The organism is Brevibacterium sp. OS20, assembly GCF_056837565.1.
Genome location: NZ_CM166367.1, coordinates 3,645,292 through 3,664,414, shown reverse-complemented (window position 1 = coordinate 3,664,414; position 19,123 = coordinate 3,645,292). Strand labels below are relative to the sequence as shown.

Genomic DNA, 19,123 nt, shown 5'->3' with positions numbered 1-19,123 from the left:
GGGGACGCCGGCTCGCCGACTACTCGCGGGCGAAGCCGGCTCCGAGGTCCTTGACGATGGTCTCTGCGGATCCGTCCTGGGCGCTGCGGTATCCGGTTCCGGCCCACAGGTGCAGGCCGTGCGGGTCATCGGCCTTCTTCGCCGCGGCGCGGAACTCCTTCGTCAGATGGTGCACGGCCGGATAGGCGTCGACGGCGATCGGGTCGAACGTCCGCACGAAGTCATTGACCAGCGCACGCGCGGGGCGTCCGGTGAACGCCCTGGTCAGCTGGGTGTCCGTGAACTCGTCGGCGGCCAGTGCAGCCCGATGAGTGGGTGCCGTTCCTGCCTCGTCGGAGCGCAGAAGCAGGGTGCCGACGACGACTGAGCTCGCCCCCGCACCGAGGAGCTCTCCCACCATGGCCTCACCGTCGACTCCGCCGCCGGCTGCCACGGGCAGGTCCACCTCGGCGAGGATGTCACGGACGAGATCGACGGTCGCGCGGTCCTCGATGGTCCGCGTCGGATCGGCCGTACCCGAATGTCCGCCGGCGTGCGGACCTTGGACGATGAGCCCGTCGACCCCGACTTCGGCGGCCGCACGGGCCTCAGCAACCGAGGTCACCGTGGCGACGACCTGAGTGCCGACGGCGTGGAGGCGGTCGACCGCCTCGGCGGTGGGCAGATTGAAGGTCAGCGAGACCAGAGGAACGGGGTGCTCGGTGAGCCAGTCGAGCTTGTCGTCGAAGTTGTCGTCATCCTCGACCGGTTCGGGATCGAGCGTGATACCGCGAGCGGCAGCGGCCGGTTCGAGCGCACTGACGAACCCGTCGAAAGCCTCGCGATCGACAGGGACGGGATTCGGAGCGAAGAGGTTGACGCCGAAGTTCGAGGTCGTCTCGCGCATCCGTGTGATAAGAGGGGCGAGAGCCTCGGCGGTGAGATACCCGCCGGCGACGAAGGGGAATCCGCCGGCCCGGGCGACAGCCTCGGTGAGTTCGGGCGTCGTCGTCCCACCGGCCATGGGTGCACCGATGATGGGCAGTGAGGTCTTCGCGAAGGCGATCGTCACGGTTCTCTCCTATTATCGGCGGCCCGGGCTCGGCGTCTGTAGCCGAGCGAGGCGGCCGCGTGGTCGTGCGTGCTCATCGCCATTCTCACACGATCGGCCGCGGCGAGTATGAGGTGACCGGTCGAAGGTATCCCTCGGAAGTATCGGTCGGCGGGGGAGAGGTGGGCTCTCCGGCGTGATGTGCCGAGGCAGACGCGGTTCCTAACTTCGGTGTCATCGCCCCGATTCCCTGTGATCGGTACTGAACGACTCTGACAAGGAACTGCCATGACACTCATGCTCAACGACCCGGCCCTGCCCGCCGGCACCGAGGTCGTCCGAACCCCCGAGAGCGCGGTCGCCCCGCCCGCCGAACCTCGGGCTCGCGAAACCCACACCGCCGCCACACCCCACCGCGACCAGGCCATCGACCTCATCCGGTTCGGCTGCCTCGTCGTCGTGGTCATCCTCCACTCGATGATGAGCGCGGCCGTGCTCGGTTCCGACGGCACAGTGGCGCCGACGGTCGCGCTGTCGACGACCGCCGGATTCGCCGCAGCGTCCTGGTTCTTCCAGGTCATGCCCCTGTTCTTCATCATCGGGGGATACGCGGGCATCACCGGATGGCGGCGCACCCGTGCTCGAGGCGGAACTTGGACCGACTATCTGCGCGCCCGACTGCGCCGCCTCGCCGTACCCACAGCTGTCCTCGTCGTCATTGCCGGAATCGGACTGTCCGCGGCCGCTGACATGGGCGTTTCCTCCGAACTCATCGCCGAGGCGAGCCGCCGCATCGGCCAGCCGCTGTGGTTCCTCGCCGTCTATCTCGGCCTGTCCTCGCTGGTGCCGGTAGCGGTCCATTTCCATGAAAGAGCGCCGAGGCGGTCCCTGGCAGTCCTCGCCGGTGCCGTCATCGCCGTCGACGTTCTCTCCGGAACGACAGGGATTGCCGGCCTCGGCTATCTCAACTTCGTCGTCGTCTGGCCGCTGATCCAACAGCTCGGGTTCTTCTTCGCCGAGGCCTCCGACCGCCCGATCAGCCGTCCCGTGGTGTGGTCGGCGCTTGCGGCCGCTCTGGGTCTCCTCGGCGGACTCGTGGCAGCCGGGGTGTACAGCCCGAATATGCTCGTCAACCTCAATCCGCCGACCGGCGCCCTCGTCCTGCTCGGCGTCGCGCAGCTCTGTGTGCTGCATCTGTTCCATGCCCGGCTGAATCAGGCGCTCAACGTCGATCGGCTGTCCGCAGAGTCGACGATGGTTCCAAGAGAAGCCCCCGCAGCCCTCGCCGAGGCGGCCCCCTCCTCCCGAATTCTGACCGCCCAGTTCTGGGCGCGGGTCATCGCCTGGGGCAATTCCTACGGAATGCAGGTCTACCTGTGGCATATGAGCGTCGTCATCGTCCTCATCGGCGCTCTCGGATGGCTGGCGCAGACAGTCGTCGGCTTCCCGACGGGGATTCTGCTCGACCTGCCGACCGGCACCGTCGCCGAGTTCATCCTTCCCGAGATCGAGTCGGGATGGTGGTGGGCGACGCGTCTGCCGTGGCTGCTTGCAGTCATGGGACTCTCCGCGCTGGTCGCCATGGCCGCGGAGCGGATCCCGTTCCCCTCCGAACAGCGACTGGCCGCAGTCGGTCGCAGCCTCTCAGCGCTTGTCCGTGCTGTCCTTCCGCAGGGTTTCCCGGTCCAGGCATTCAGCTCGCGGGCGCGCGCCATTGTCGCTGTCGGAGCGGCCACGATGGGCATTGCGATCGCCCTCCTCGTCGGAATCGCGCCGATGATCTGGACGGTCGTGGCGGCCGGCCTGCTGATGGGTTCGCTCGTCCTGTCGGCCGGGCTCACTCCACTGCGGCAGCCAGCTGGTCGGTGACAGTGCCCCAGCCGTCGAAGAACCCGAGTTCTTCATGCCGGGCGCGCTGCTCCGGGCTGCCGTGCCGCACGATGGCGCGGTAGTCGGTGCCGTCGGGATGATCGCCGAGGATGATCTCGGTGGTCATCGCCACCGGGTCCGGCAGCGAAGGGTGCCAGGAGCTGCTGACGGCGTTCGTGAACACGAGGCGGCTGCCTTCCTCGATGACGAGGAACACCGCATCGACATGCGGATGCCATTCGGTGCCGTCCTCGCTCATCCGGGTGACGAAGGCACCGCCCGGAGCGAGCTCGAGCGAATCCACGCGCAGACTCAGCGGTGCCGGAATCCACCATTGGGCCAGCTGATCCGGCGTGGTCCAAGCATCCCAGATCGCCTGCTTCGGGGCGCGGATGATCCGCTGGATGCTGAGGTCGAGGTCTGGATTCTGATTGCGGGTGCGAGAGAGCTGAGTGGTCATGATTCCTCCTTGGTCGGGGTGGGCCCGTCGGAGTCGACGGAACCCGTGGTGACGAACTGTTCGAGCCGGTCGGTGGCGCGTTCCCAGATGCGCCGCTGTTCCTCGAGCCAACCCGAGAGCAGATGGAACCGATCCTGGTTGAGCACACAGGTGCGCACGCGCCCGGACTTCTCGGTCCGGATGAGGCCGCACGATTCGAGGCTGCGCACATGTTTCATGAACGACGGCAGCGAGATCGACAACGGCTCGGCAAGCTCTCCGACGCTGGCCGGTCCCCGCCCGAGACGCGCGATCACGCTGCGGCGAGTGGGGTCGGCCAATGCCGAGAACATCGCATCGAGCTCATCCGAATACTTAACCATGAGGCTAAGTATTACACCCTGGGGCGGCCTATGGGAAGAGGGCGGCTGAAAGTTCTGTGACGAATGATGACGACGATCATACTCAACTATTGTTGAGCAATTGAGTTTACTGATACGGTGTTGATCGTCAACATTCCACGACATCACTTCAGCAGAGGGCATGATGATCGCTTTCAAGAATTCGCAGACCTGGGCGCTGTCCGCACGGTTCGAAGCTCTTGACTGTTGCTTGCCCATGCCGATGTTCCGGCTCGTCAACGGCTGATTTACCGCCGATTCCGGGCGCCCGGGCTTTTCTGCGGCGGAGGCTGTCGGGCCTCGCTCGCCTCGCCCCGCCGGACGCTCCGCGTTCTCGCGTGATTCTGGGGCGCCGAACAGAAAGCGCTTGATCTTTCCGGCGATATGTTGAGCAATCACTGCCGAATGGTCGGCCCGTGATCGTCGCAACTCGCGCCGACACCTTCGCAATCACCTCTGATTCACATCCACCACTGACACCACCCAGGACACCCATGACCACCATCAGCTCTCCCGCCGCTCCGACCCGCTCGCCGCAGCGCCGCTCTCACTTCGCTCTCGCCGTGCTCGCAGCAGGTTCCCTCCTCCTCGCCGGGTGCTCCGGATCGGCACAGGCCGAGGACGAAGATGCCACACCTCAGGACGGCGGAACTCTGAAGATCGCCTACGACGTCGATCCGACCTGCCTCGACGGACAGCAGCAGGGCACGAACGTCACCCTCAATGTCACTCGTCAGATCACGGACTCGCTCACCGATCAGGATCCGGAGACCCAGGAGATCAAGCCGTGGCTCGCCGAGAGCTGGGATGTCTCCGATGATGCGAAGACCTTCACCTTCCACCTCCGCGACGGGGTGAAGTTCCAGGACGGCACGGACTTCACCTCCGCCTCGGTGAAGGAGAACTTCGAAGCGATCCAGGATCTCGGCGCGAAGGCTTCCCTGGGGCAGACCTACCTCGACGGGCTGAAGTCGATCGAGACCCCCGACAAGCAGACCGTGACATTCACCTTCGACAAGTCCAACGCCCAGTTCCTCCAGGCGACGTCGACGATGTCGCTGGGCTTCTACTCCTCCGACACACTCGCGAAGTCCCCCGAGGAACGCTGCACCGGAGACATCGTCGGCACCGGCCCGTTCCAGGTGAAGTCCTTCGAACACAACAAGTCGATCGAGCTCGCCCGGTTCGACGACTACGACTGGCCGTCATCGATCGCCGAGCACGAAGGGCCGGCCCACCTCGACGGCATCGAATTCTCCATCGTCCCCGAGGCCTCGGTGCGCAACGGTTCACTGCTGTCGGGACAGGTAGATGTCGACTTCTCCGTCCAATCCCAGGACGAGAAAACCCTCGAGGCGCAGGGACTGGGCATCGCCTCCCGACCGAACCCGGGCGTCGTCTACAACCTCGTGCCCAAGCTCACCGGGAACATCGCCAAGGACAAGTCGGTGCGTCAGGCGCTCGTCAAGGGCATCGACCGCGACCAGCTGCAGAGCGTGATCTCGCAGCACCAGGCTCCGGCCACCTCGGTGCTGGCGAAGTCGACCCCTGAGTACGAAGACCTCTCCGATCTGCTCGCCTACGACCCGGACGGGGCGAAGAGACTCCTCGACGATGCCGGCTGGAAGCCCGGCGACGACGGCATCAGGGTCAAGAACGGCAAGAAGCTGTCGACGACGCTGACCTACTGGCAGGACGCCCCATTCCTCGAGCTCGTCCAGCAGCAGCTGCGAGAGATCGGCTTCGACCTCAAACTCGAGAAGAAGACCACTGCCGAGGTGACCGCCCAGCAGGCCGAGGGCAAGGAAGAACTGACCTTCGGCAACCTCACCCGTGCCGACGGCGATGTTCTGCGCAACTACTTCGGCGTCGACGAACAGAACGGCAACGCGAGGAAGAAGAAGGAGAAGCTCGACGACATCCTCGCCCGCACGACCTCGACGCTCGACGAGAAGGAACGCACGGCGGACTTCACGAAGGCCGCGAAGATCCTCATCGACGAAGGCTACTCGATTCCGATCGTCGAACTCTCCGGAGTGATCGGCACCGGCAAGAATGTCCACGACTTCAAGTACGAGGCCTCCTCGCGCTTCCAGCTCTATGACACCTGGCTGGACGGTGAGCGGTGATGAGCCTGCGCTACCTGGCCTCCCGGCTGGCCCAAGGACTGCTCGTCCTGTGGATCGCGTTCACCTTCAGCTTCTTCCTCCTCTATTGGCTGCCCGGCGATCCGGTCATCACGATGCTCGGCGCCGGGGGAGAGCTGCAGAGCTTCGACCCCGCCGAGGTGGCCAGGCTTCGTGCCGAGTTCAACCTCGACCAGCCGTTGCCCATCCAGTACCTGCTCGCCCTCCTGGCCGTCGTCCGCCTTGACTTCGGCACCTCGATCCAGGCCGGCACCCCCGTCACCGAGGCGATCGCCGCCGCCCTGCCCCCGACGCTCGCACTCGCCGCGTTGGCCTTAGGTCTCGCGTTGGCGGTGGGGATCGTCATCGCGGTTGCCGCGACCCTGACCCGCCGCCCGTGGCTGCGCGACACCCTCGCGGCTCTGCCGGGACTGGGAGTGGCGTTGCCGACGTTCTGGGTCGGGCTGATGCTGCTGCAGGTCTTCTCCTTCCGCTTCCCGCTCTTCCCTGCAGTGGGCACCGGTTCCCCGGCCGCGATCGTGCTGCCGGCCGTGACCCTGGCGATCCCGCTGTCGGCGATCATCGCCCAGGTGCTCTTCCGCTCGCTGCAGAACGCGTGGATCCAACCCTTCGTCACGACCTTCCACGCCTCCGGATACACCCGCCTGCGGCTGCTGCTGCGCCAGGCGCTGCCCGTCGCGCTGCTGCCGGCGCTGACGATGGGCGGGGTGCTCTTCGGACAGGCGCTCGCCGGGTCCGTCGTCGTGGAGAACGTGTTCTCCCGCCAGGGCCTCGGCCGCCTCGCACAGACCGCTGTGACCGGGCAGGACATTCCGCTCGTCCAGGGCATCGTCCTCTTCGCCGCTGCAGTGTTCGTCCTCGTCAACCTCATCACCGACCTCCTGTACCCGCTGCTCGATCCGCGGCTGCGGGCCGCTCGTCGGAAGTTCGAATCGACGACTGGGCACACCCTCGCCGAGGCGGCCGACCGTGAGAACGCCACCGCCGGTGTGAACCCGGCGGGCTCGACGGCAGAGTCCGCATCGACGACGACCGAAGGAGGGCGCTCATGAGTCTGGTCACCGAACTGCAGAAGAACGATCAGATCGCACCGACCGGGCCCGGTGCAGACCGGCCCCACGAGGACCGGGTCCCCGGCGGCGGCACGCCCGGTCGGCTGCGTCGACTCACCTCGGCGGTGGGTTCCACCCGCATCGGGATCGTCGAAGTCATCGCGATCATCGTCCTCGGACTCGCCGCACTCGCCGCCGTCTGGCCGACCCTGCTCACCAGCGTCGATCCGCTCACCGGCAACCCGACCGACCGCCTCCTGGCACCCAGTGCCGAGCACGTCTTCGGCACCGATCAGCTCGGCCGCGACGTCTTCGCCCGCACCATCCACGGGTCCGCGCAGACCCTGTCGGCCAGCCTCGCCGCCGTGCTCATCGGGGTCGGCGCGGGCGTCCTCATCGGCCTCCTCGCCGGCTTCTTCACCGGGGTGCTCGACGCGATCTTCATGCGCACCGTCGATGTCCTCCAGGCCGTGCCCGGCCTGCTGCTGTCGATGGCAGTGATCACCGCGCTCGGCTTCGGCACCCTCAACGTCGCCGTGGCCGTCGGCGTGGCGGCCGTGCCCTCGTTCGCCCGGCTGACCCGCGCCGAGGTGATCCGGTGGCGCTCGACCGAATTCGTCCGCGCCGCCCGCGCCGACGGACTTTCGGCCGCATCGGTCCTAGCCCGGCACATCCTGCCCCAGGTCAGAGGCCCGATCGGGGCGCTGCTCGCACTCGAGTTCGGGTCCGCTGTGCTCGCCGTCTCCGCACTGAGCTTCCTCGGCTTCGGCGCCCCGCCGCCGCAGCCCGAATGGGGTCTGCTCGTCTCCGAGGGCCGCGACTTCCTCGCCGCAGCCTGGTGGATGACGACCTTCCCCGGACTCGTCGTCGCGGCGGTAGTGCTCGCGGCCAACCGTCTCTCCCACGCCGTCAACTCCGAGAAGGAATTCCGATGATCAACACCGATCTCCTCGCCTGGCCCGCAGCCGGTGCCGGCACCGAACTCCTCGACGATGCCGGTCTGGAGACCACCGAGGCCCAGCCGACACCGATCCGGGCCCGGTCGACCCTGTCGCCTCAGGACCCTGAGGTCCTCGAGGTTGCGGGACTGAGCGTCACCTACCCCGGTGCTCCCACCCCGGCGATCGCGGACATCGACCTCAGTCTCGCCCCCGGTGACACGCTCGCGATCGTCGGCGAATCCGGATCCGGCAAATCCACGACGGCAGCGGCCCTGACCGGACTCCTCCCGGCTGGGACGAAGGTTCACGCGCACACGCACAGCCACCTCGGCGAGGACCTCACCTCGGCGAAGCCGCGCACCTGGCAGCGGATCCTCGGTACGGGAATCGCGTACGTGCCGCAGGACGCGGGCGCCGGGCTCAACCCGGTGCGTACGATCGCCTCCGCCCTGGCCGAGACCCTGACCGTCAACGGTTATGCGAAACCGCAGATCAGACCCCGTATCGCCGAGGTTCTCACCGCCGTGGGACTCGACCCGCAGACCCACGGGCGACGGTACCCGCACGAACTCTCCGGCGGGCAGCGGCAGCGCGTGCTCATCGCCAATGCGATCGCCGCCCGGCCGGCGCTCATCATCGCCGACGAACCCACCTCGGCGCTCGACGCGACCGTGGCCAAACAGGTCCTCGACGTGCTGGGCGGCCTCGTCGCCGGTTCGCAGACCGCGCTCGTGCTCATCACCCACGACCTCGGCGTCGCGAAGGAACGCGCCGCAAAGCTGCTGGTCATGCAGGCCGGCCGCATCGTCGAAACCGGGCCCACCGAAGCCGTCCTCGCCGACCCCCAGCATGCCTATACGCAGTCGCTCCTCGCCGCGGCCCCGCACCTCGGGTGGGGGAGACTGCGGCCGAGCACCGACGCTGGCGCCACCGAGACCCACACCGGCGCCGAGGCGGTCCTGTCCGGCCGCGGCATCGTGCGGAACTTCGGCGGGGATCGTCCCGCCGTCGACGGTCTCGACATCTCACTGCGGGCCGGGGCGACCGTGGGAATCGTCGGCGAATCCGGGTCGGGGAAGACCACCTCGGCGAGGATCCTGCTCGGTGCCGACCGAGCGGATTCCGGCCAGATCACCCTCCACGGAAAGCCCGTCACCGATTACGGACGGAAGGACCTCGGACGGCGCATCCGGTACGTCCACCAGGACTCGAGCGCGGCTCTCGACCCGCACTACACGGTCGAGCGGATTCTCACCGAACCGCTGCGCGGCCACCGCATCGGCACCCGAGCCGACCGGCCGGGACGCGTGCGGGAGCTGCTCGACTCCGTCGCCCTCGATCACAGCCTGCTCACCCGCACGCCGCGGGAGCTCTCCGGAGGGCAGCGGCAGCGGCTCGCGATCGCCCGTGCGCTGGCCGTCGACCCCGAGGTGATCATCCTCGACGAACCCGTCTCCGCACTCGACGTCGGCGTGCAGGCGCAGATCCTCCAGCTGCTCGTCGACCTGCAGGATCGCCTCGGCGTCGCCTACCTCTTCATCTCCCATGACCTCGCCGTCATCGAGCAGATCGCCGACGAGGTGATCGTGATGAAGGACGGACGTGTCGTCGAATCCGGGCCGACTGCTCGTGTGCTGCACGAGAGCCGTGACGACTACACGCGGGCGCTCATCGACGCAGTGCCGTGCTTCGACGACTCCGCCGTGCGCACGGCCGAGCGCGCGACTTCGACAGAGACCACCGACACCGACCTGCGCGCGACGTCCACCGACACCGGCGACGTATCGCTGACCCCGAACCCCACCGAACTGACAGGAGCATCCCATGCCTGAATTCGACAGCAGCATCCCCGGCCAGCCGCGGCAGGTCCACCTCGCCGCGCACTTCCCGGGCGTGAACAACACGACCGTATGGTCCGATCCTGCCTCGGGCAGCCACATCGAATTCGACTCCTTCGCTCACCTCGCACAGACCGCCGAGGCCGGATTCTTCGACTTCTTCTTCCTCGCCGAAGGCCTGCGCCTGCGCGAACACCAGGGAAAGATCTTCGACCTCGACGTCGTCGGTCGTCCGAACACCACGGCCGTACTGTCCGCGCTCGCCGCCGTGACCAAGCGCATCGGCCTGGCCGGAACTCTGAGCTCGACGTTCAACGAACCCTTCGACATCGCCCGCCGGCTCGCGACGATCGACCACCTCTCGAACGGTCGCGCCGCCTGGAACGTCGTCACGACCTCCAACGCCTTCACAGGCGAGAACTTCCGCCGCGGCGGCTACCTCGACTACGCCGACCGCTACCGCCGCGCCGAGGACTTCATCGACGTGGCTCGGAGACTCTGGGACACCGCCGCCGGTGACGGGTCGTGCACGCATGCCAGCGACTTCTTCGACATCGCCGGACGCTTCCCCGCCGGCGCCCTGCCCGGCGGTCACCCCGTCGTCTTCCAGGCGGGGGACTCGGACTCCGGCCGTGACTTCGCCGTCGGCTCGGCCGACGTCATCTTCACCCGCCACTCCGACCCCGAATCCGGACGGAAGTTCTACGCGGACGTGAAATCCCGGCTGGCCCGCTACGGCCGAACCGAAGACTCCCTGAAGATCTACCCGGGAGTCTCCGTCATCCTCGGCGACACCCCCGCCGAGGCGGCCGAACGCTCCCGCGAGGTCGCCGCCCAGCAGGTCAGCGAGGCCGGTGCTATCGCCTTCCTTGAACGCGTCTGGGACCGCGACCTCTCCGCCTTCGACCCGAACGGACCTCTGCCCGATGTGCCGCCGGCCGGCGAATCGATCTCGCAGGGCCGGGTCAAGCACATCAAGAACGCGGAAGCCACGATCGCCTCCTGGCGGCAGATCGCCGAGGCCGAGAACCTCACCGCCCGAGAACTCGTCATCCGGGTCTCGACCCGTCACTCCTACGTCGGCACCCCGCACCAGGTCGCGACCGACCTCGCCGAGGCGGTCCGCACGAAGGCCGCCGACGGCTTCATCCTCGTCCCCCACCTCACCCCCGGCGGACTCGACGAGGTCGTTGAGAAGGTCGTGCCCGAACTCCAGGAACTCGGCGTCTACCGCACCGAGTATCCGGGCGGGTCCCTGCGCGAGAACACCGGACTGCCCGCCGCCCGCACCGCCGTCGACTGGGCCGAGGCCCGCCGCGAAGCCCGCAGCACCGCCGCCGCGGAAACCGACACCACAGAGATCGGTGTCGCCGGCACCCCCGACGCTCCGACCCGCGAACTCAAGGAGGTGGGCTGACATGTCGCGTGTCGTCCTGCTCTCGGCCAGCCCCTCGGAGAACTCGAAGACCGAGGCACTGCTCGAATTCATCGCCCGCAGGCTCGGCCAGTACGGCCACCGTACGGAGTTCATCAAACTCCGCCACCTGCCCGCCGGCCCCCTCCTGACGGGGGATTCGAGCGACGGTCTCATCGCCTCGGCGCGGGACACGGTCGCCGCGGCCGATGCCGTGGTCGTCGGATCCCCGGTCTTCAAGGCCACGTACACCGGACTGCTCAAGGTCTTCATCGACCTGCTGCCGATGGACGCCCTGCACGGCAAACCCGTTCTGCCGTTGCTCACCGGCGGATCCGCCGCCCACGTCCTCGCCCTCGACTACGGCCTCAAACCGCTGCTGGCGACCCTCGGGGCGAGCTCGATCGGCCGCGGACGCTTCGTCGTCTCGAGCAACATCCTCCCGGCCACGGACACGACCCCGCCGAGCATCGATGAGTCCGTCGAACGCGATGTCATCGACGCGATCGACCAGTTCGACTCCGAACTGACCGTCCGTGCACGGTCGTGCACCCACGCCGAGGCGGCCGCCGCCGAATCCCTCATCACCACCCCGATCACGACCGAACGGAATCCCTCATGAGCGTCATCATCGCCACCACGCTGAACCCCGATCCGATCTCCGGCCCGGCGACCGCGAAGACCCTTGACGGACATGCGGACTTCGCCCTCGTCCCCGATGACTTCACCGGGTACGACGCGCTCGAGTTCGCCTCCTGGCTCGGCCCGCTGACCAGCAGGCTCGGGATCGTCCCCGAGGTCCGCGCCACCCATCTCGAGCCCTTCCACCTCGCGACCGCCTCGGCGACGCTCGACTATGCGGCTCGGGCCCGTGCCGGACTCGCCGTGGGCATCTCATCCACCCCCGCCGAGGCGGCCCTCTTCGGTCGACGCGGCCCCGCCCCGGCACCCGCTGCCTGGGCCGAGGCCGCATCCGTCATCGACGTCATCCGCCGACTCTGGGACTCCTGGGACGACGACGCGATCATCCGCGACGAGGCCACCGACCGGTACATCGATCGCGACCGCCTCCACTACATCGAAGCGCAGGTCCAGGACTCGACGGGAGTCGACTACTCGGTGCTCGGCCCCTCGATCACGCCGCGCCCGCCGCAGGGCCACCCGCCGATCATCGTCCGTGCGGAGGCCGGCAACGAGGCGGCCCGCGCCGCCGCTGACGTCGTCCTCGTCGACGAGGCCGCCGGCACCGTCTCGCTCGAGGATCTGCGCACCGAACTCGACCCCGGGGTGCCGGTGCTCACCGTCCTGCCGGCACCGACGAACCGCGCCGAGGTGGCCGAGCTCGTCGGCTCCGTGCGCATCCTCGTCGAACGCGGGGCCTCGGGAGTGCTGCTGACCGCGTCAGCTGAGAATCAACTCGACTTCAGCGTCCGACTGGTCTCCGAGATCCTCCCCGCCCTGCACGCGGCGGGACTGCGGGACACCCCTGAGGTCGTCGCGGCACTGGGCGGCGGCAGCGACGCGAGCGATCTGCGCGGCCGCCTCGGACTCGCCCCGGCCGTGAGCCTCTATGCCGATGCGTAAGACGTCGGCTGCGGCGGACCTCACGACCGGCGGTGATGCGTCGACGGCATCCGATTCGGGCGGGCACCGCGCCGACCTCACCTTCATCGGGGCCGGGCCGAAGACCCTGGGCATTCTGCTCGCGATCGCCGCGACCTCGAACGCCGGGGCAGGCCTGCGCATCCACCTCGTCGACCCGTACCCGGCCGGAGCCGGGCGAATCTGGCGGACCGAGCAGTCGCCGCACCTGTGGATGAACTCGCGCACCGAGGACATCACGATCTTCCCGGACGAGACCTGCCTGCTCGACAATCCCGGCATCATGGGTCCGACCCTGCACGAGTGGATCCACGGGCCCGGTCGAGATCGCCTGACGCAGGTGGGCCTCGGCGCCGAGGCGGCAGTGCTCGACTCCCAATCGTTCGCCAGCCGCCGTGTCCAGGGTCACTACCTGTCGGCTGCCTTCGAGCTCGCTCTCGACCGGCTCGGCGCCGAGGTGCACATGCACCGTGCCCGCGCCGAGGCGGTGCGCCGCGGCGAAGGCGACCGCGGCTTCGTGGTCACCACCTCCGCCGGGGCGGAGATCGCCACCGACGTCCTGGTCTCGGCTCAGGGGCATCTCGATATGCACACCGCCGAGCAGGATGCGATCCTGGCCGACCGCGCTGCCGCCTCGGCGGGACATGACCTGTACTACCAGGCTCCCGGATACACGGCCGACCTCGACTTCAGCGGCATCCCTGCCGGCGCTGAGGTGCTCACCCGAGGTTTCGGACTCGCGTTCCTCGACTTCATGGTCATGGTCACCGAGGGTCGCGGCGGCGAGTTCGTCGACGACGGAGAACGGCTTCGCTACCGGCCCTCCGGCACCGAACCGGTGCTGTGGGTGGGATCCTCCCGCGGGGTCTCCTACAGTCCGAAGCTCGGCTACAGTCAGGCCGATGTCCCCGGCGCACCGGCCGTGGCACTGCGGTACTTGGACCGCGTGGCTGAGAGAACCGGCGGCGTGGGAGGGGGCCGTCGCGGAAGTGGGCACCGCCTCGGCGAGAGTTCCCGGTTCATCGACTTCGATGAAGTGCTCGGTCCGCTGTTCGAACTCGAACTCACCTATGCCCACTACGAACACGTGCTGTGGAAGCGCGGCATCGACGCTCCCGAACTGCTCGAGCGCATCGACGCAACCGCCGAGCGGGTCCGTTCAGGCCGCATCGGCGAGAACGGGGCAGAAGCCACCACCGGCGCCGTCTTCGAGACCATCGCCGAGGCCGCCCGCGACGTCATCACAGACGAGGCCGACCTGTTCGACCTGGACCGCATCGACCGTCCGCTGGCCGATCTGCGCTGCGATGATCTCTCTTCTGCAGAGGCGAGCGTGCGCGATCACATCTCCGGGCAACTCAAGCGCAGTGCCGATGTGCACCACTCTGCCGACCTCGCCGTCTTCACCGCTCTGGTCAAGGCATATGTGCAGATCAGGATGCTCGTCCGCGACGGTCGAGTCAGCAATGGCGATCGCACGGAGTTCGTCGAAGGCAGCTTCCATTCCCTGTTCTCGTTCATCGGCAGCGGCCCGCCGCCGAAGAGAGTCAGACAGATCCTCGCTCTCCACGAAGCCGGTCTCGTTCGGTTCCTCGGTCCCGGGTTGAGCATCGACGCCGATGCTGCCGGTTTCACCGCCCGCTCCACCGCTCACCCGGAGGCGAAGACCTTCACTCATCTCGTCGATGCCCGCCTGGCTCGGCAGAGTGCGGAGAAGGCAGCCGATCCGGTCCTCGAAACACTGCGGGCGGACGGCCGACTGCTGCTCGAGACCGCGGCTCACGCGAAGCTGCGCACCGACGGTGCCGGTCGCGCGCTCGACGCACATGGTCGGGCACAAGGCGATCTGTTCCTGCTGGGCCCCGCGGTCTCCGGATCGACGGCCGAGGCCTTCAGCCGACCGCAGACTGGCGCCCCCGTGTTCGCTGACAACGAGCGCATTGCCGGGGCGATCCTCGACGCCGTGGCGGCAGGGTCCGACCGGCGGGAGCTCCTGGCTGGGTGACCGGCGACCGGCAGTGGGACTGCTCGATCGTCACAGAGAGCTGCCGCGGTGGGAACGAACGACGGTCACGTCGCGTGCGTACGAGTCGGCGGACCGCCTCGGCGAGGGATGCCGACCTTCTACGTCGAAAAATGACATTCGTCGACGACATATGACGCGACGTGACCATCCGAGACGGCGCGTTCGCGCGAGCGCATCTGGGGCACTCACACTGAATCACACCGCAGATGCAGCGGTGCCCATCAGTGAAGGAAGGATCCGCCGTGAGTTCACCCCGTTTCGAACCCACCACACCCGCCGGAATCTCGACCCGATCGGTGCACTCGGGAGCCATGCCCGAGGCGCACACCGGTTCGGTCGTGGCCCCGATCTTCCAGACCTCGACCTTCATGATGGACACTCCGGGAGAGACTCGCGCCGGCTTCGACTACGCGCGCACGGGCACGCCGAACCGCAGCGACCTCGAACAGGCTCTGTGCGAATTGGAGGGAGCGTCGTTCGCCGCGGCCGTCAATTCGGGAACCTCGGCCGAGGTAGCCGTGTTCTCTTCTCTGCTTCGTCCCGGCGACGAGGTCATCCTGCCCCGCGACGTCTACGGCGGGACCTTCCGGCTCCTGCAGAATGAGTACGTCCGCTGGGGAGTGGTCATCCGCACCGTCGACCTCACGGACACCGCGGCGCTCGCCGCCGCCATCAACGACAACACCGCGATCATCTGGGTCGAGACCCCGAGCAACCCCGGGCTCGACATCATCGATATCGCCGAGGCGGCCCGCCTCGCCCACCGAGCGAACGCGCTCCTGGCCGTGGACTCGACCTTCGCGACCCCGGTGCTCCAGCGTCCGCTGGAGCTCGGCGCCGATATCGTCGTGCACTCGACGACGAAGTTCATCAATGGCCACTCCGATGTCATCGGCGGGGCGGTCCTCACCGGTGACGGGACGAGCTGTCCCCGCGCCGCCGAGGTGGTCGACCGTCTCGAAAGCCACCTCGCTTCCGTCGGGCTGGGCATCTCCCCGTTCGACGCGTGGCTGACCAGGCGCGGGATCAAAACCCTGCCGGTGCGGATGAAGGCGCACTGTGCCAACGCGCAGGCGGTGGCCGAATGGCTCGAGACCCGCGACGAGGTGGCCGAAGTGATCTATCCGGGCCTGCCCTCGCACCCGGGCCACGAGGTGGCGAAGCGGCAGATGAGCGGGTTCGGGGGAGTGGTGTCCCTGCGCACCGACACCGAGGAGCGGGCACTGTCCCTGGTGGCGAACACGAAACTCATCACTCTGGCCGAATCGCTCGGAGGCGTCGAGTCCCTCATCGACCACCCGGCGACGATGACGCACCTGTCCGTGGCCGGCAGCGAGGTGAGCGTCTCCGGCAGGTTCATCCGCCTGTCCGTCGGGATCGAAGACGTCGAAGACATCCTCGCCGACCTTGCGCAGGCGCTCGACGCCACGTCCGGTGATGCGGGCACGAGTCCTGCCGACGGAGCCGCCCATACCGCTCCTGTGGGACAGCGCCACGTCTCGTCTCCAACGGTTGCGGTCCCCGTATAGCCGACGGCATCACGTACCGGGAGCGACACTTCCTCCCGGTACGTCGGCACACCTCACCCTTCGTGGCAGACCACCTCGTTGCAGCGGGGTGATTCGTCGCGAAGGGTGAGGGATGCTCAGACACGTCGTGCGCAAAGGCGCGGCTGATGCGGTCCGGGGCTCCAGCGCCCACCTGGAAATCCAGTGGGTGCGGTCACAGGGTGTCGGGAAAACCCGACGTGGGGTCGGAGGTCTTCGTGCTGTTCGCGAGCCCGCGGCTCCCGTAGCGTATTTGCTATGAGTGAGAAGACCCCCGAGAACCCGCAGGATCAGGAGCCGCTCGGCCCCGATCCGCAGGAGCCTCAACCCCCACAGCGCGAAGAGTCAATCAGCGCCGAAGCGATCGTCAATGCACCGCCGACCACCGAAGTCGACGCAGCAGCGGCCGACGTACCGACCGCTCGCGAAGCAGGAGAGTTCCGGACGAAACCCGTCGACCTCGACGTGCCGTTCGCGACGGGCTCGACCCGAGTGATGGGAGCCGGCGAACAGGCCCAGCGTTCTGACCACCCACCGATGAACCCCACCAGGCCGGTCACCTACACTCATCCGACGGCTCCTGCGCAGCCTGGCCCCCGCGCCCATCCCTCGGCTCAGGCCGCACCATCCGGGTACGCGCCCTCGAGCAACCCGAACTACCCCACCCCGCCCGGCCACGCCCCTCAACCCGGACCGCACCCAGCACCACAACCCGGCCCCCAGTTCGGTCGGCCCGCGCCGCATGCACAACCCATGCCGCATGCACGGCCCGCGCCGAACGCACAGCCCATGCCGACGGCACAGCCGATGGCACAGCCGCGGCCGCCTCGGCGGATGAAGCCCAAACGTGACCCCGTCGCCTACGCACCGGTCACCGGCTCACTGCCGCTGAGCCGGGACGAGGTCACCGAGATCCCCGCCGACGGACCCATCACCTGGCCCAAACGCCCCACCGGAATCATCGGTGTCGCGAACCTCGTGCTCTCCGCCGTCCTCGCCCTGATCTGGGCGTGGATCCCGCTGGGTCTGCTGTTCACCGGAATCGGCGGCATCTTCGCCCTCGGTCTCGGCGTCCTCGCCCTCCTCGTCTGGGTCCTCGTCCAGCAGGGCGCGAACAACGCCGAACGCTACCGGGCCGAACTCATCTACGCCGATAAGATCCCCGTCCCGAAGATCGAAAGCAGCAATCGCGATCCCGGCATGGGCCGCTTCCTCCACAACCGTTGGCTGCAGGTGAAATCCGGTGCCTTCTGGCGCTCGACCGCCCACCACTACATCAAGATGCTCCTCGGCCTGATCGTCGTCGCCGGCACCATCGCCGCAATCTGCGGATCGATCTTCGGCATCTTCGCCGCCATCAACCCACATGGAGTCAATACCTTCTTCATCGGCGAAACCATCGACGGACCGGCCCGCATCGGTGTGGCTATCGGTTCCGTCATCGTCCTCGCCAGCTCCTTGGCCATCCTGTGGTTCGCCCCGCTGCTCGACCGCGCCCTCGACCGGGCGCTGCTCGCTCCGGCCCGCACCGTGGCGCTGCAGGCCGAGGTCACGGAACTCGATCGGGCCCGCATGGCCGGCCTCGAGGCGGCCGCGGCGGAACGTCTGCGCATCGAACGCGACCTCCACGACGGAGCCCAGCCCCGCCTCGTCGCCCTGACCATGACCTTGGGCATGGCGAAGACGAAGATCGACACAGATCCGGAGAAGGCGAAGGAACTTGTGGCCGAAGCCCATACCGAAGCCAAGGGCATCGTCAACGAACTCCGCCAGCTGGCCCGCGGAATCCACCCCGCTGTCCTCACCGATCGCGGACTCGACGCCGCGGTCTCCGCCCTGGCCGGACGGTCGACGATTCCCGTCGACGTCGATGTCCGCCTCGAGGGGCGGATCGGGCGTGAAGCCGAGGCCGTGTCCTACTTCGTCGTCGCCGAATGCCTGACGAACATCGCCAAGCACTCCGGCGCCACTCGCGCCAGCGTGTTCATCGCCCCGATCGAGAGCGGTGTGCAGATCGTCGTCACCGACAACGGCCACGGCGGTGCACGTGTCGACCGCACGGGGCGTCACACCGGGATCGCCGGCCTCATCGACCGGGTCGAAGCCGCTCGTGGCACACTGAACCTGACCAGCCCCGCAGGTGGGCCAACGACTGTAGTTGTGGAGGTGCCATGCGCATCGTAATCGCTGAAGACTCTGCCGTCCTGAGGGCCGGACTCGAAAGGCTGCTCGCCGACGCCGGACATGAGGTCATCGCCGCCGTGCCCGACGCCAACGAACTCCTCGCCGTCGTTCACAACGATCCGCCGGACCTCGCCGTCATCGACGTGCGCATGCCCCCGACGTTCACCGATGAAGGCATCCGCGCCGCCGTCCTCATCCGCAAGCAGAACCCGGACGTCAAGGTCCTCGTGTTCAGCCAGTACGTGGAGGAGCAGTACGCGTCCGAACTCATCGCCGAGAACACCGGCGGCTTCGGCTACCTGCTCAAGGACCGAGTCGCCGACGTCGAAGACTTCCTCACTGCCGTCGACGAGGTCGCAGGCGGCGGCACCGTTCTCGACCCGGAGGTCGTGTCCCAGATCCTTGTGCGCACGCGCAAGAAGGACGGACTGTCGACCCTGAGCCCCCGCGAGATCGAAGTCCTCCAGCTCATGGCCGAAGGCAAGTCCAATGCCGCGATCGCCGGCACCCTCTACCTCAGTGCCGGTGCCGTAGAAAAGCACATCTCCTCGGTGTTCACGAAGTTCGGCCTCACCGCCGACACCTCGGAGAACCGCCGAGTCCTCGCCGTCCTCACATTCCTCGGAGCCTAGA

15 protein-coding genes are annotated in these 19,123 nt (G+C 67.8%); 12 read left to right on the top strand and 3 right to left on the bottom strand.

All coding sequences use genetic code 11. The features are described from left to right. Positions 1 to 19: 19 nt before the first annotated feature. On the bottom strand, positions 20 to 1,051 hold the full coding sequence (locus tag ACVZTU_RS16370; RefSeq protein WP_482400866.1) for an NAD(P)H-dependent flavin oxidoreductase: 1,032 nt from the start codon (positions 1,049 to 1,051) through the stop codon (positions 20 to 22). 267 nt (positions 1,052 to 1,318) lie between these two features. Between ACVZTU_RS16370 and ACVZTU_RS16365 the strand changes: the two genes are divergently transcribed. Continuing rightward, positions 1,319 to 2,899: an acyltransferase family protein gene (locus tag ACVZTU_RS16365; protein ID WP_181272435.1), complete on the top strand. Its 1,581-nt coding sequence runs from the start codon at positions 1,319 to 1,321 to the stop codon at positions 2,897 to 2,899. Here the strand turns inward: ACVZTU_RS16365 and ACVZTU_RS16360 are convergent. Together ACVZTU_RS16360 and ACVZTU_RS16355 are read right to left on the bottom strand one after the other, a co-directional pair. Beyond that, positions 2,868 to 3,359 (bottom strand): SRPBCC domain-containing protein, encoded by a 492-nt coding sequence (locus tag ACVZTU_RS16360; protein ID WP_181272434.1) that lies wholly within the window; start codon positions 3,357 to 3,359, stop codon positions 2,868 to 2,870. The genes ACVZTU_RS16365 and ACVZTU_RS16360 overlap by 32 nt on opposite strands. Then, positions 3,356 to 3,721 carry an ArsR/SmtB family transcription factor gene (locus ACVZTU_RS16355; RefSeq protein WP_135810474.1) on the bottom strand — a complete coding sequence of 122 codons (366 nt, stop codon included), beginning with the start codon at positions 3,719 to 3,721 and terminating at the stop codon, positions 3,356 to 3,358. Before ACVZTU_RS16355 ends, ACVZTU_RS16360 begins: the two co-directional genes overlap by 4 nt. Positions 3,722 to 4,233: 512 nt before the next feature. On the opposite strand from ACVZTU_RS16355, the gene ACVZTU_RS16350 reads away from it, so the two are divergent. The 11 genes from ACVZTU_RS16350 (at position 4,234) to ACVZTU_RS16300 (ending at position 19,122) form a co-directional block, all read left to right on the top strand. Next, complete coding sequence (locus ACVZTU_RS16350; RefSeq protein ID WP_181272433.1) at positions 4,234 to 5,868, top strand: ABC transporter substrate-binding protein; 1,635 nt, start codon at positions 4,234 to 4,236, stop codon at positions 5,866 to 5,868. Further along, positions 5,868 to 6,938: an ABC transporter permease gene (locus tag ACVZTU_RS16345; RefSeq protein ID WP_181272432.1), complete on the top strand. Its 1,071-nt coding sequence runs from the start codon at positions 5,868 to 5,870 to the stop codon at positions 6,936 to 6,938. The genes ACVZTU_RS16350 and ACVZTU_RS16345 overlap by 1 nt, the downstream gene beginning before the upstream one ends. Next, entirely contained in the window at positions 6,935 to 7,873 is a 939-nt protein-coding gene (locus tag ACVZTU_RS16340; RefSeq protein ID WP_181272431.1) for an ABC transporter permease, read from the top strand. Before ACVZTU_RS16345 ends, ACVZTU_RS16340 begins: the two co-directional genes overlap by 4 nt. Continuing rightward, entirely contained in the window at positions 7,870 to 9,711 is a 1,842-nt protein-coding gene (locus ACVZTU_RS16335; RefSeq protein ID WP_482400865.1) for a dipeptide ABC transporter ATP-binding protein, read from the top strand. Before ACVZTU_RS16340 ends, ACVZTU_RS16335 begins: the two co-directional genes overlap by 4 nt. Then, positions 9,704 to 11,134, top strand: a complete 1,431-nt coding sequence (locus tag ACVZTU_RS16330; protein WP_482400864.1) for an NtaA/DmoA family FMN-dependent monooxygenase — start codon at positions 9,704 to 9,706, stop codon at positions 11,132 to 11,134. Before ACVZTU_RS16335 ends, ACVZTU_RS16330 begins: the two co-directional genes overlap by 8 nt. Before the next feature lies 1 nt (position 11,135). Next, a complete protein-coding gene (gene ssuE / locus ACVZTU_RS16325) occupies positions 11,136 to 11,753 on the top strand; it encodes an NADPH-dependent FMN reductase (protein ID WP_482400863.1) in 618 nt (205 codons plus the stop codon). Further along, the gene (locus ACVZTU_RS16320; RefSeq protein WP_482400862.1) at positions 11,750 to 12,715 is read left to right on the top strand and encodes an LLM class flavin-dependent oxidoreductase; all 966 of its coding nucleotides are present in this window, start codon (positions 11,750 to 11,752) and stop codon (positions 12,713 to 12,715) included. Before ssuE ends, ACVZTU_RS16320 begins: the two co-directional genes overlap by 4 nt. Next, positions 12,708 to 14,738 (top strand): FAD/NAD(P)-binding protein, encoded by a 2,031-nt coding sequence (locus tag ACVZTU_RS16315; protein ID WP_482400861.1) that lies wholly within the window; start codon positions 12,708 to 12,710, stop codon positions 14,736 to 14,738. The genes ACVZTU_RS16320 and ACVZTU_RS16315 overlap by 8 nt, the downstream gene beginning before the upstream one ends. Positions 14,739 to 15,070: 332 nt before the next feature. Next, positions 15,071 to 16,288: a trans-sulfuration enzyme family protein gene (locus ACVZTU_RS16310; protein WP_482401761.1), complete on the top strand. Its 1,218-nt coding sequence runs from the start codon at positions 15,071 to 15,073 to the stop codon at positions 16,286 to 16,288. A 276-nt stretch (positions 16,289 to 16,564) separates the two neighbouring features. Continuing rightward, on the top strand, positions 16,565 to 18,490 hold the full coding sequence (locus tag ACVZTU_RS16305; RefSeq protein WP_482400860.1) for a sensor histidine kinase: 1,926 nt from the start codon (positions 16,565 to 16,567) through the stop codon (positions 18,488 to 18,490). After that, positions 18,478 to 19,122, top strand: coding sequence for a response regulator transcription factor (locus tag ACVZTU_RS16300; protein ID WP_139909223.1), 645 nt, complete (start codon positions 18,478 to 18,480; stop codon positions 19,120 to 19,122). The genes ACVZTU_RS16305 and ACVZTU_RS16300 overlap by 13 nt, the downstream gene beginning before the upstream one ends. The last annotated feature ends 1 nt before the right edge of the window (position 19,123 follow it).

Bases quoted from the DNA above. Each gene is read 5' to 3' on its own strand.
- ACVZTU_RS16365 (WP_181272435.1), top strand. From the start codon at position 1,319: ATGACACTCATGCTCAACGACCCGGCCCTGCCCGCCGGCACCGAGGTC.
- ACVZTU_RS16360 (WP_181272434.1), bottom strand. From the start codon at position 3,359: ATGACCACTCAGCTCTCTCGCACCCGCAATCAGAATCCAGACCTCGAC.
- ACVZTU_RS16355 (WP_135810474.1), bottom strand. From the start codon at position 3,721: ATGGTTAAGTATTCGGATGAGCTCGATGCGATGTTCTCGGCATTGGCC.
- ACVZTU_RS16350 (WP_181272433.1), top strand. From the start codon at position 4,234: ATGACCACCATCAGCTCTCCCGCCGCTCCGACCCGCTCGCCGCAGCGC.
- ACVZTU_RS16345 (WP_181272432.1), top strand. From the start codon at position 5,868: ATGAGCCTGCGCTACCTGGCCTCCCGGCTGGCCCAAGGACTGCTCGTC.
- ACVZTU_RS16340 (WP_181272431.1), top strand. From the start codon at position 6,935: ATGAGTCTGGTCACCGAACTGCAGAAGAACGATCAGATCGCACCGACC.
- ACVZTU_RS16335 (WP_482400865.1), top strand. From the start codon at position 7,870: ATGATCAACACCGATCTCCTCGCCTGGCCCGCAGCCGGTGCCGGCACC.
- ACVZTU_RS16330 (WP_482400864.1), top strand. From the start codon at position 9,704: ATGCCTGAATTCGACAGCAGCATCCCCGGCCAGCCGCGGCAGGTCCAC.
- ssuE (WP_482400863.1), top strand. From the start codon at position 11,136: ATGTCGCGTGTCGTCCTGCTCTCGGCCAGCCCCTCGGAGAACTCGAAG.
- ACVZTU_RS16320 (WP_482400862.1), top strand. From the start codon at position 11,750: ATGAGCGTCATCATCGCCACCACGCTGAACCCCGATCCGATCTCCGGC.
- ACVZTU_RS16315 (WP_482400861.1), top strand. From the start codon at position 12,708: ATGCGTAAGACGTCGGCTGCGGCGGACCTCACGACCGGCGGTGATGCG.
- ACVZTU_RS16310 (WP_482401761.1), top strand. From the start codon at position 15,071: ATGCCCGAGGCGCACACCGGTTCGGTCGTGGCCCCGATCTTCCAGACC.
- ACVZTU_RS16305 (WP_482400860.1), top strand. From the start codon at position 16,565: ATGAGTGAGAAGACCCCCGAGAACCCGCAGGATCAGGAGCCGCTCGGC.
- ACVZTU_RS16300 (WP_139909223.1), top strand. From the start codon at position 18,478: ATGCGCATCGTAATCGCTGAAGACTCTGCCGTCCTGAGGGCCGGACTC.